The organism is Anaerobacillus sp. ABD4_527 (assembly GCF_056160805.1).
The window spans coordinates 1,359,759-1,372,329 of record NZ_JBSWXZ010000001.1 but is presented as its reverse complement, the minus strand read 5'-3'; the positions used below and the strand labels follow the sequence as shown (position 1 = coordinate 1,372,329).

12 protein-coding genes are annotated in these 12,571 nt (G+C 40.7%); 8 read left to right on the top strand and 4 right to left on the bottom strand.

Annotated features, from left to right (window positions below):
• The first annotated feature begins 75 nt into the window (after positions 1-75).
• The gene (locus tag ACXAHI_RS07225) at positions 76-1,386 is read left to right on the top strand and encodes a DRTGG domain-containing protein (RefSeq protein WP_474846952.1); all 1,311 of its coding nucleotides are present in this window, start codon (positions 76-78) and stop codon (positions 1,384-1,386) included.
• Between the two features lie 38 nt (positions 1,387-1,424).
• Here the strand turns inward: ACXAHI_RS07225 and ACXAHI_RS07220 are convergent, their stop codons facing one another.
• A complete protein-coding gene (locus ACXAHI_RS07220) occupies positions 1,425-1,727 on the bottom strand; it encodes a YtpI family protein (RefSeq protein ID WP_474810863.1) in 303 nt (100 codons plus the stop codon).
• 110 nt (positions 1,728-1,837) lie between these two features.
• Between ACXAHI_RS07220 and ACXAHI_RS07215 the strand changes: the two genes are divergently transcribed.
• Entirely contained in the window at positions 1,838-2,776 is a 939-nt protein-coding gene (locus ACXAHI_RS07215; protein WP_474846951.1) for a DHH family phosphoesterase, read from the top strand.
• Positions 2,777-2,829: 53 nt separating this feature from the next.
• Here ACXAHI_RS07215 and ACXAHI_RS07210 read toward each other — a convergent pair whose 3' ends face one another.
• From ACXAHI_RS07210 to ACXAHI_RS07200, 3 genes are all read right to left on the bottom strand, one after another.
• Complete coding sequence (locus tag ACXAHI_RS07210; RefSeq protein WP_270179567.1) at positions 2,830-3,015, bottom strand: YtzJ family protein; 186 nt, start codon at positions 3,013-3,015, stop codon at positions 2,830-2,832.
• A 99-nt stretch (positions 3,016-3,114) separates the two neighbouring features.
• Positions 3,115-3,621: a sporulation membrane protein YtrI gene (gene ytrI, locus ACXAHI_RS07205; protein ID WP_474846950.1), complete on the bottom strand. Its 507-nt coding sequence runs from the start codon at positions 3,619-3,621 to the stop codon at positions 3,115-3,117.
• Positions 3,621-3,953 (bottom strand): YtrH family sporulation protein, encoded by a 333-nt coding sequence (locus ACXAHI_RS07200; protein WP_224878724.1) that lies wholly within the window; start codon positions 3,951-3,953, stop codon positions 3,621-3,623. Before ACXAHI_RS07200 ends, ytrI begins: the two co-directional genes overlap by 1 nt.
• 194 nt (positions 3,954-4,147) lie before the next feature.
• Here ACXAHI_RS07200 and ACXAHI_RS07195 point away from each other — a divergent pair, with 194 nt between their 5' ends.
• The 6 genes from ACXAHI_RS07195 (at position 4,148) to pfkA (ending at position 12,539) form a co-directional block, all read left to right on the top strand.
• Complete coding sequence (locus ACXAHI_RS07195; protein WP_474846949.1) at positions 4,148-7,516, top strand: DNA polymerase III subunit alpha; 3,369 nt, start codon at positions 4,148-4,150, stop codon at positions 7,514-7,516.
• A gap of 129 nt (positions 7,517-7,645) precedes the next feature.
• Positions 7,646-8,884: an NADP-dependent malic enzyme gene (gene ystJ / locus ACXAHI_RS07190; protein WP_474848103.1), complete on the top strand. Its 1,239-nt coding sequence runs from the start codon at positions 7,646-7,648 to the stop codon at positions 8,882-8,884.
• Between the two features lie 71 nt (positions 8,885-8,955).
• Positions 8,956-9,636, top strand: a complete 681-nt coding sequence (locus tag ACXAHI_RS07185; RefSeq protein WP_474846948.1) for a FadR/GntR family transcriptional regulator — start codon at positions 8,956-8,958, stop codon at positions 9,634-9,636.
• A complete protein-coding gene (gene accD, locus ACXAHI_RS07180) occupies positions 9,630-10,487 on the top strand; it encodes an acetyl-CoA carboxylase, carboxyltransferase subunit beta (RefSeq protein WP_474846947.1) in 858 nt (285 codons plus the stop codon). Before ACXAHI_RS07185 ends, accD begins: the two co-directional genes overlap by 7 nt.
• Positions 10,487-11,464, top strand: coding sequence for an acetyl-CoA carboxylase carboxyl transferase subunit alpha (accA, locus tag ACXAHI_RS07175; RefSeq protein WP_474846946.1), 978 nt, complete (start codon positions 10,487-10,489; stop codon positions 11,462-11,464). Before accD ends, accA begins: the two co-directional genes overlap by 1 nt.
• 115 nt (positions 11,465-11,579) lie before the next feature.
• Positions 11,580-12,539: a 6-phosphofructokinase gene (gene pfkA / locus ACXAHI_RS07170; protein ID WP_474846945.1), complete on the top strand. Its 960-nt coding sequence runs from the start codon at positions 11,580-11,582 to the stop codon at positions 12,537-12,539.
• Positions 12,540-12,571 lie beyond the last annotated feature (32 nt).

Genomic DNA, 12,571 nt, shown 5'->3' with positions numbered 1-12,571 from the left:
AATTCAAACACCACTATAACAGAAGAAGTTTAGATAGTGATACAGATGTGACCATAGAAAGCATGGTGAAAGTAATTGACAACAAAACACGAACAGATACTGGATTATATCGAGACGCTAGAGGTAGGGAGTAAGATTTCCGTTCGGCAGATTGCAAGAGAGCTTAAAGTAAGCGAAGGTACAGCCTACAGAGCGATTAAAGATGCTGAAAATAAGGGGACTGTTAGTACCATTGAGCGTGTAGGTACGATTCGAATTACCAAGAAAGAAAAAGAAAACATCGAAAAACTTACTTATGCAGAAGTCGTTAACATAGTGGATGGACAAGTGCTCGGTGGTAAGAACGGACTTCATAAAACATTGCATAAATTTGTGATCGGGGCAATGAAACTTGAAGCGATGATGCGTTATGTAGACCCAGGAAGCCTTCTTATTGTAGGAAACCGAGATAATGTCCATAAGATTGCTCTTGAAGCAGGTGCAGCTGTTTTAATAACAGGTGGATTTGATGCAGAGGATGAAGTGAAAGCAATGGCGGACGCATATGAGCTTCCTATCATTTCGACCTCATACGATTCCTTCACTGTTGCGACGATGATCAATCGAGCGATTTATGATCAGTTGATTAAAAAAGAAATCGTTCTAGTAAGTGACATCTTAACGCCATTAACCAAGACGAGCTTCCTCGTTACGACAGAAAATGTGGGGCGGTGGCATGAATTAAACGAAGCCACCCTTCATAGTCGATACCCTGTTGTAGACCCAAACATGAAAGTCCAAGGAATCGTTACTTCCAAAGACGTTTTAGGGGAACAATATGAGACTTCTATTACGAAGGTGATGACAAAACACCCATTAACTGTGAATGAGCAAACGTCCGTTGCATCAGCAGCTCATACAATGATTTGGGAAGGAATCGAAATGCTCCCAGTGCTTGATCAGTACCAGCGCTTAATCGGAATCGTTAGCAGACAAGATGTTCTCAAAGCGTTGCAGCTCATTCAGCAGCAGCCGCAAATCGGGGAAACCTTTGATGATTTGATCACAAGTAGGTTTAATGATGTGTCTACAAATACTGAGAGTCGATACATTTGTGAGGTGACTCCACAAATGACGAGTCTTCTTGGAACACTTTCCTATGGCGTATTCACGACCCTTGTAACTGAAGCGGGAAGCAGGGTCTTGAAGAAGTATAAAAAAGGTGATCTTGTTGTAGAAAACATTACGTTATATTTTATTAAACCTGTTCAAATCGATAATACGATTGAAATTATTCCGAAAGTCCTTGAAGTCTCACGTAAGTTTGGAAAGGTAGATGTTGAAATTTATCATGAAGGAACTGTCGTGGGCAAGGCGCTAATGATGGCGCAATTAATCGATCGGTAAATCAAAAGCGCCATGAGAAAACTCATGGCGCTTCAGCGTTATTTGTTCATGCTTTCGTATTCTTGGATAGCGAAAGGCTGGTAATGTTTATATTTCTTATAACCTACGACAACATTAACAAGTCCGAGTAATATGAATACGGCACCAACGATATATGTAACCGTCGTGATGTAAATAGTGAACGAATTGATAGCAAAGAAAATGAGAAATAGCCCAAGTGCAATGCTAGCTTTCGAATTTAACCACTCTTTGGTTGCAACTCCATGAGATCGGAATGACTTCACGCGGTAAAACAGATAAAATACTATTGAGAATATAATTAATATAAAAAAGATTGGCATGTATGCTTTCCTCCATATGTTAAAGGCTCGTCTCTATTGTATAGAACTTAGAGTTAAAAATCTATGACGTTTCCCTAACAAATAGGAAAGGATATGAAAGGAGTAATGAAATGAAGGAACAAATTTTAGATGCGATTGAAAGTTATGAAACGATCATTATACACCGCCATGTAAGACCTGATCCAGATGCCCTTGGCTCACAAGGTGGGTTAGCTTCGTTAATCAAAGCAACGTTTCCAAAGAAGAAAGTACTTGTAGTAGGAGAAGAAGAACCTTCTCTTATGTTTTTAAACAGAATGAATGACGTTACAGATGAGGAATATGATGATGCTCTTGTGATTGTTTGTGATACGGCAAATCAGCCTAGGATTAGTGATGATCGTTACAATAAAGGGAAGTTGTTGATCAAGATCGATCATCACCCAAATGAGGATCCTTATGGCGATATTCTATGGGTAGATACGTCTTCAAGTTCTGTGAGTGAAATGATCGTTGATCTTTACATACATGCTAAAGACCGTGGCTATGTGCTTTCAGATGAAGGTGCGTTTCTTTTATATGCAGGAATCGTTGGAGATACTGGGAGGTTCATGTTCTCAAATACAACACAGCGAACGTTTGAATATGCAGGAGAGCTTCTTAAACATGGGATCGACACTGGTGCTCTTTATAACGAGCTTTATAAAACAGAACAGCATATAGCGAGGCTAAATGGACATGTTCTTCAGCATTTTGAAGTGAACCATGGGGGAGCAGGCTGGATTAAATTAACGAACGATACGATTTCCTCCTATGGTGTCACTGCGAGTGAAGCGTCACAGCTCGTGAATTCGTTCTCAAACGTTGCAGGATTAAAAGCGTGGGTCTTTTTCATTGAAGAAGAAGATCAGATCAGAGTACGCCTTCGTTCAAAAGGACCAGTGGTGAATAGTATTGCAGCGAGGTATAACGGAGGTGGTCACCCAATGGCCGCTGGAGCAACCGTCTATACGTGGGAAGAGGCAGATCAGGTGTTAGACGAGCTTGATAGAGCCTGTAAGGACTATTAAATTACACAAATAAAGACCGGCATCCTCTAAATGAGATCGTCGGTCTTTACTAATTAGGCTTGTGGAATAGGAATGAACCAAGAACCAAAGTTTGTCACGTCCTCATGTACGTCGATATTGAGCGATTGCAGTTCTTTTTTAATCATCGTTGCTAATTCCTTGGTTTCAGCGTATGCTGAACGTCCGTTCATTAAATCAGCTACCTTTGATTTCGCTAGCTCTTTGCGATTGATAACCATCGCTGCACCTCCATATAAACTTATTGTACTCTTATCATATACTACAAGGTGTAGAAATGCGACTTTTCTGACAAAATGTCACAAAATCGTATAATCTTTTTATTGAATCAAGCGAATAGAAAGCACAACTTCAACTGTTGTATACACGATCATTTGCTTGACTTCAAACCCATATTCTATATCGTTTATCAGTAATGTTTTATTCTCGAGTGATTTAATAATAAATGACCTCGTGTGCGCTACCGAACCAAGGTCCTTATTTAATAAATCATTCAGTTCATCTTGGACAGCCTTTTTCAATTCGTGCTTCGTAAGAGAGTTTAGAGATAGATCTTGGTCCTTTTCGAATGTGACGACGATTCCTTTAATGTGAAGGGTTTTTTCAATATCTTCATTATCGTAGTTCTCTTGATCATCTAACAACGTTCGATTTTGCGTTTTAAGATCAGAAATCTTTATCTTTTGCTCTTTTATCGTAGTAATTTGCTTCTCATACATGATTCCAAAAAGCATTAAAAAGAATAACCATCCAAAAATGACTCCTACGGATAGACCTGCAAGGAATTTCTGCCACCCTTTTCTTGTATAGACTTGTGGTACTCTCATCAGTGTGATCGTTCCTGTGTAAACCAGTTAATGACTTCCATCCCTGCTTGCGCTCCTCCTAAAGCACAGAATATCCATAAAAACTGCCGCATGATTTCGTCTGGAGATCCACTGAGGAAGCTCCTCTCCATATTGTTGATCGTATCGAACGTCCCACCGATTGCAGCTGCAATCGCCCAAATTTTTAGCCGTTGAGCCACAACATATATCCAGTGCAAAGGTGGTTCTCCTGAAAGAAATGCTCCGATTCCACCAATGATAGACCCACCAACAATCACTCCAAAGGCAACAAAAAAAGCGATGATCAATGTGACGAGTGTTACTCTCTCCATTGGAAACTCCTTCTTTCGTAGTTTAAGAATATTGAGCTCGCTTATAATGAGTTTCGAAAACTAGCATATATCATCTAGTCCACCTTTAGTAAAGACTATGCGAAAAGGAAGGTGGGTTATGCTTGATAATGTTTGTTTGAGAAGGTAAGAGTATCTATAATGGAAGTAACAGTAAAGTGAAAGTGGGATTTCATATGGAGTTTGTACATCTGCGTGTTTATAGCGAATATAGTCTTTTAGATAGTCCGAGCAGAGTAAGAGAGCTTGTGAATGCAGCAAAAGAACAAGGGTACACGTCACTTGCTTTAACGGATAAGGGGACAATGTACGGAACAATTCCATTCTATAAAGCATGCGTTGAAAACGGAATTAAACCGATAATCGGTCTAGAGGTTGAAGTATCTTCTGGGGATATGAATTCAACTGAGCCTAGACGTTACGATAACTTAGTGCTTCTTGCAGAATCGAATGAAGGTTACCATAATTTATTGAAAATCTCTACGATCATAAAGCACTCTAGAAAGAAAAAGCCTTCTATTGAAAAAGAAGAACTGTTAAATCTTTCAGAGGGAATCATCGCGTTGACTGGAGCAAGAGGGTCTGTGATCGGAGACTTACTCTTGAAAGGTGAAGAAACGGCTGCATTACAGCACGCGGTTGAGTACAAGAGAGCTTTCTCGTCGGGCTTTTATTTAGAGATGCAAGATCATTATATACGAGAAGAAAGGCAGCTGAATCAGCTGATCTACAGGTTTGCTAAAAAAGCACACTTACACCTTACCGCAACGAATGCGGTGCATTACATATCAAAAGGTGATGGAGAAGCACATGATTGTCTTAAGTGCATAGATAACGGAGTGCGCTATGAAGAGAAAGACCATGTAAGTCTTCCTAACCATGAGTTTTATTTAACGAGCAATAAAGAAATGATCGAACGTTTTGAAGGGTATCATGATGCGATCGAATCAACCATCCACATTGCAGACAAGTGCAACGTGAACTTATCTTTCGATCAAACACACCTTCCTGAATACCCGGTGCCTAATAGACAAAGTGCTGATGAGTACCTTGCGACTTTATGTCGTGAAGGAGTGAAGGCTCGTTATGGATCAGGAAATCAAACGATCGATGATCGCTTACATTATGAGCTTTCGATCATTAGTAAGATGGGATTTAGTGATTACTTTCTAATTGTGTGGGATTTTATGAAGTACGCTCACGAGAATGGGATGATCACAGGACCAGGAAGGGGATCTGCAGCAGGGTCATTAGTCGCCTATTTATTAAACATCACGAATGTTGACCCTATTGAGCATAATCTCCTTTTCGAACGATTCTTAAATCCTGAGCGAGTCACGATGCCTGATATTGATATTGATTTTCCTGACGTACGTCGTGACGAAGTAATCGACTACGTACACGAGAAATATGGGCACGATCATGTTGCTCAGATCGTAACCTTTGGGACCCTTGCAGCTAAAGCTGCGATACGAGATGTTGGAAAAGTGTTGGAAGTAGATACGAAGCTGCTCGATGCAATGTCAAAAGCAATTCCTTCTCAACCTGGCATAACGTTACACGAAGCGAGAGAGGCTAGCTCAGAGCTTCGCAAGGTGCTTTCAAATTCAGAAGAATGCGCGAGAGTCTTTGAAATCGCGAGCACGATTGAAGGTCTGCCTAGACATACTTCAACACATGCAGCAGGCGTCGTTATTTCTGCTGCTCCTTTAACCGATCATGTTCCTTTACAAGAAGGTCATCATATTAGCTTAACTCAGTTTCCGATGAATGACCTAGAGGAAATAGGGTTATTAAAAATGGACTTTCTAGGGTTACGTAACCTAACGCTGATCGAGGGGATTTTAAAGGATATCGAACGTAATACAGGTGAGCGTGTATCGCTCTCATCGATCCCAATGGATGATGAGGCCACTTTTTCTTTGCTTAAAGCTGGAGATACAACAGGGGTCTTTCAACTTGAATCTGATGGTATGAGACAAGTGCTTCGAAAGTTGAAACCTACTGAGTTTGAGGATATTGTTGCAGTAAATGCTCTATATCGACCAGGTCCAATGGAGAATATTCCATTATTTATTTCGGGTAAACATAATGAACGACCCGTTCACTATCCTCATTCGGATCTAAAGTCCATTCTTCAACCAACTTACGGAGTGATCGTGTACCAAGAGCAAATTATGCAGATTGCATCTAAGCTAGCTGGATTTTCATTAGGAGAAGCTGACTTATTAAGAAGAGCCATTTCAAAAAAGAAGCGAGATGTGCTCGAATCTGAACGAGAGCATTTCATAAAGGGCTGCTTAGCAAAAGGATATACGAAAGCAACTGCTGAAGAAGTATACGAGTATATCGTGAGGTTTGCAAACTATGGCTTTAATCGTAGTCATGCTGTTGCATATAGTATCATTGCTTACCACCTTGCGTATTTAAAAGCTAACTATCCAAGGTATTTCTTTGCGAGTTTATTAACATCTGCAATTGGAAATCAGGATCGGTTATCTAGTTATTTGTCAGAGTGTCATCAAAAAAACTTGCAGATCCTTCCCCCTTCAATCAATAAGAGTAACGCTACGTTTACTGTAGAAGAGGAAGCGATCCGCTTTGGTTTATTACCAATAAAAAACGTTGGAAAAAATGCGATTGAGGAAATTGTAATGAAAAGAGGAAACGAGGCTTACAAAAGCTTATTCGATTTCTGTTCGAGAGTGTCTATAAGAATCGTAAATAAGCGGGCGATCGAATCCATCGTTTTTGCTGGCGCGATGGATGATTTTCAGGTGGAGCGATCATCTATTTTAGCAACGCTCGAAACTGCTATGAATTACGCTTCTGAACAAGGAGACCCGGATCAACCTGGTTTGTTCAGTAGTTCGGAATCTGAACCTCCGTACGAAAGTGTCCCTCCTTTTGAAGAAAAGGAATTACTCGCATTTGAGAAAGAAGCGATAGGCTTTTATTTATCTGCAAATCCAATCGATCCTTATTTGAAGAATATCCAAGGCTATCAAAGAACGGTCATTTCTGAAGGATTAATGTTTTCTGATCGACAGCCTCTTCGAATAGCAGCAGAAGTAATAAAATCGAGAAGTATTCGTACAAAAAAAGGTCAGATGATGGCATTTATTACGCTTGAAGATGAAACTTCTGAAATGGAAGGTGTTGTTTTTCCAGATACATGGGAAGAAACGTCAACAATTCTTCAAAAGGGCGCGTTTGTTTATATAGATGGGATTGTGCAAAAAAGAGGAGGAAGTACGAATATTGTTGTTTCTAGAGCAAAGAGGCTAGAAGACATTACTCCTAAAAAAACCTCTGATATATTATTCTTGAAAATCGAAGAGCATCATCAAAAAGACGATACACTAGACAAAGTGAAAAGTGTATTGAGGGAAAATAGGGGTGAATCTGCTGTAGTGCTCTACTATAGCCAATCAGAGAAAACAGTTAAACTAGGTAAAGAGTGGTTTGTTCAACTATCCACGACTTGCATTGATCGGTTAAAAAATTTATTAGGTGAGAACAATGTAGTTAAAAAGACTCGATAAATTCTTTACAGCAATTGGTGATTTGTTATAATGGTGAAAATAGAGTGGTCTGACCACTTTCTATACAAACGAGGAAATGAAGATAATAGAGCATATAGCTTCTGAAGAAGGAGAGTGGGTTAATTGTCTATCACAAGAGAAGAAGCACTACATATTCACAGAGTTAACCAGGGAAAACTAGAATCTAAATCCAAAGTGCCGGTGAGGAATGCAACTGATTTAAGTCTTGCCTATTCACCAGGTGTCGCTGAACCTTGTAAGGAAATCTATGATGATAAGAATAAAGTATATGAGTACACTATGAAAGGAAATATGGTAGCTGTCGTTTCTGACGGTACTGCTGTGCTTGGTCTTGGAAATATCGGTCCTGAAGCATCATTACCTGTTATGGAAGGAAAGGCAGTGCTTTTCAAAAGTTTCGCAGGAGTTGACGCGTTTCCAATTTGTTTAGATACGACGGACGTTGATCAAATTGTACAAACTGTTAAACTGATGGAACCCACTTTTGGCGGAATCAACCTTGAAGACATCGCTGCTCCAAATTGCTTTGTGATCGAAGAAAGGCTTAAAAAGGAAACGAACATTCCGATTTTTCATGATGACCAACATGGTACAGCTATCGTAACTGTCGCAGGGCTCGTCAATGCATTGAAACTATCTGGTAAATCGATGAGTGAAATCAAAGTGGTGATTAACGGTGCGGGTGCAGCTGGAATCGCTATTATCAAGCTATTAAACCGTTTCGGTGTGAAAGATATCATCATGTGTGACTCAAAAGGAGCAATTTTTGAAGGGCGTCCTTACGGTATGAACGACGTTAAAGCGTCAGTTGCGAAATATACGAACCGAGATCAAGCGGAAGGTTCACTCAAAGAAGTTATTTCGAATACAGACGTATTCATTGGTGTTTCAGTTGAAGGAGCTTTAACGAAGGAAATGGTGTCCTCTATGAACGAAGACCCAATTATTTTCGCGATGGCGAATCCAGTTCCAGAAATTATGCCAGACGATGCTAGAGATGCAGGCGCAAGCGTAATTGGGACAGGTCGTTCAGATTTCCCTAACCAAATTAATAATGTGTTAGCTTTCCCTGGTATTTTCCGAGGAGCCCTTGATGTCCGTGCTACACATATTAATGAAGACATGAAAGTAGCTGCCGTTCAGGCGATCGCAGAGCTTGTAAGCAGCGAAGACCTGAATGCTGACTATGTTATTCCGGCACCATTTGATCCAAGAGTGGCTCCAGCAGTAGCAGCGAGTGTTGCGAAGGCCGCGATGGAAACAGGAGTAGCACGTATTAATGTAGATCCTGAGGTCGTTAAAGAGAAGACGCGTTCTCTTGCAATTATTGCTGAAGAAGAAAAGTAAGTGGGAAAGTTTTCTAGCTTTTTTCTTGAATAGGACGATGGCCAGTGAAGAAAGGGTGTTGATTTTCCGATATGGAACAACAGGGGAAAGTCTACCAAAATATCTTAGATAAAATTAAAGCGATCATTTACAACGATGGTTTGCAAACCGGTGATAAGCTCCCTTCCGAAAGGGAGCTTTCTGAGCGGTTAAATGCAGGAAGATCATCAGTAAGAGAAGCTTTAAGGTCGATGGAGATGCTAGGACTTATCGAAACGAGACGTGGTGAAGGTACGTTTATATCAAATGTTAAAAACCATCGTTTAGTCGAAGTGATCGCTTCTTTCATACTTAAAGATACAAAGTCAAGGCACGATTTATTAGAGACTCGTCACCTTATTGAAATGGACATATTGCGTTTGGCTTGTGAACGTATTTCAGATGAGGAACTAGATCAGTTGAAGTCGATGCTTCATAATCGTGACCCTGCTTCTAAAGAGGATATTTACTCAACAGAGTTTGACATAGCATTCTTCCGAGTTATTACATCGGCAACAAAAAACCATCTGCTCATGAGATTATGGGCTGAGCTTTCAGACTATCACCAGACGATCTGGCACCATTTAACGTACCGCCCAGTTACTTATTACGAAGAATTGATCGAAGCCTTGACGGCCCGCAATCAAGAAAAGGCCATTCGTCTGTTATCCGAGTATGACAAAGATTATAAGCAGCAAGATATTTATGGTGAAAGGAATGGTCACAATTGTTAAAAGATATCTTTAATAAGAAGAAAAAATATGCAACTGTTCCTTCTGAGAAAATAAAACAAGATGTGCCAGAAGGGATAATGACAAAATGTCCTGGATGCAAAAGTATTATTTATTCAAAGGAACTTGAGAAGTCAAATAAAGTATGTGTGAAATGTGGTTATCACCACCAGATGAGTTCATATGAACGTATAAAGAATACGCTAGATGAGGGCAGTTTCGAAGAGTTCAATGCAGGGATGATTTCTGAAAATCCTCTAGCGTTCCCTGACTATGTCGAAAGGCTCGAGAAAGATCGCAAGAAAACTTCCCTTAACGAAGCAGTTGTTACAGGCGAAGGTACGATCGATGGTCATCGTACGGCGATTGCCGTTATGGACGCTCGATTCCGCATGGGAAGCATGGGTTCTGTTGTCGGCGAAAAAATAACGAGAGCCATCGAACATGCTGATAAAGAAAAGATCCCGTTTATTATCTTTACTGCTTCAGGTGGAGCAAGAATGCAAGAAGGTGTACTCAGCTTAATGCAGATGGCGAAATCGAGCGTAGCATTGAAGCGCTTTGGTGATAACGGAGGTTTATTCATTTCAGTTATGACCCATCCTACTACTGGAGGAGTTTCTGCAAGCTTTGCTTCGGTTGGAGACTATAACTTTGCTGAGCCAAAAGCACTGATCGGATTCGCAGGTAGAAGAATCATCGAACAAACCATAAGAGAAGATTTACCGGAAGATTTCCAAACATCAGAATTTCTACTCAATCATGGGCAACTCGATTCAGTCATCCATCGTGCTGACATGAAAAAGACCCTTTCAACAGTACTTATGATCCATAGTAAAGGAGGTGACCAATAGTGGCGAATAGACTTGATTTTGAACGACCTGTTCAAGAATTAGAAGATAAGATCGAAGAGTTAAGATCATTTATGGATGAAAAGAACATTGACCTTTCAGATGAAATTTCTCGTCTTCAAAAGCGTTTGGCATCTATGGAAGAAGAGATTTATGGAAATATGACAGCTTGGAACAGAGTTCAACTTGCTCGTCACCCTGAACGTCCGACCACACTTGATTATATTGGTCGCATCTTTGATGACTTTATCGAGTTGCATGGTGATCGCGTTTTTGGTGATGACGAAGCAGTTGTTGGAGGAATCGCTACATTTGAAGGTAATCCTGTAACAGTAGTTGGTCATCAGCGCGGGAAAGATACAAAAGAGAACTTGAGAAGAAACTTTGGTATGCCACATCCAGAGGGGTACCGTAAAGCCCTTCGTTTAATGAAGCAAGCAGAAAAGTTCAATAGACCTGTTGTATTTTTACTAGATACGAAAGGTGCATTTCCAGGTAAAGCAGCAGAAGAGAGAGGTCAAAGTGAAGCGATCGCTCGAAACCTCATTGAAATGGCTGGTTTGACTGTTCCGATCGTTTGTATCGTAATCGGTGAAGGCGCAAGTGGGGGAGCGTTAGCGATTGGTGTAGGAAATCATGTGCATATGCTAGAAAACTCCTGGTACTCTGTTATTTCACCTGAAGGCGCTGCTGCGCTTCTTTGGAAGGATTCTAGTCTTGCTCAACAGGCTGCAGATACGATGAAAATTACGGCACCAGACTTGAAAGAGCTAAACGTAATCGATGAAATCGTCCCTGAAGCAAAAGGTGGCGCACATCGCAATGTTGAAGAACAAGCAAAATCTATCCATAAAGTACTAAAGAAATCTTTGGAAGACCTTTCTAAACTTTCCAAAGAGGAGCTTGTTGAGCAACGCTATGAAAAATACAGAAATATTGGACAATATACGTTTGTAACCGATACCATTGGCTTAAAATAAGGAAAGTGCTTTCCCGCTTAGGGGAAAGCACTTTTTCATGGGCGCTCTTTGCTATTGTGTTCAACGGACGTATTTGATATTTTAATAACACAAAGAATTAATGAGGTGAACACGTATGAAGCGTATTGGTGTATTGACCAGCGGAGGAGACTCACCTGGAATGAATGCCGCAATTCGTGCTGTAGTCCGTAAAGCGATCTATCATGATATTGAGGTCTACGGGATTTACCACGGATATACCGGATTGATGAATGACGAAATAAAAAAGATGGAAATCGGCTCTGTAGCTGATATTATTCATAGAGGCGGCACAATGCTTTATTCTTCACGTTGCCCAGAGTTCAAAACGGTTGAAGGGCAACTGAAAGGGGTAGAGAACCTTAAGAAACATGGAATTGAAGGCCTTGTTGTCATTGGAGGAGATGGTTCTTACCGAGGAGCTCAAAAGCTGACTGGCCACGGGTTCCCTACGATTGGTATTCCTGGAACCATCGATAATGATATTCCTGGAACAGATTTTACGATCGGGTTTGATACTGCGCTAAATACTGTAATTCAGGCTATTGATAAGATTCGTGATACAGCAACTTCTCACGAACGTACATACGTGATCGAAGTAATGGGCCGTGACGCTGGAGATATCGCTCTCTGGTCGGGTCTTGCTGACGGTGCAGAATCTATCCTTATTCCTGAAGAGGATTATGAAATGTCCGATATTCTCGCTCGTTTAAAACGAGGTCACGATCGCGGAAAACGTCATAGCATCATTGTGGTTGCAGAAGGCGTTGGAAGTGGAGTTGAAATAGGAAAAGAAATACAGGAAGCAATGAATATGGAAACCCGTGTTACTGTTCTTGGTCACGTACAGCGAGGTGGTTCACCAACTGCAACGGACCGTGTGCTAGCAAGTCGTCTCGGCGCTCGTGCAGTAGAACTCTTGCTTGAAGGTGCTCAGGATAGAACGGTTGGGATTCACAATAACCAAATCATCGATTTAGATATTAATGAAGCACTTAACATGCCTCATAAAGTGGATCAGAAGATGGTCCAGCTTGCGAGAGAACTTTCAATCTAAATGATACACACTTGTATTCATCCACAAAAACT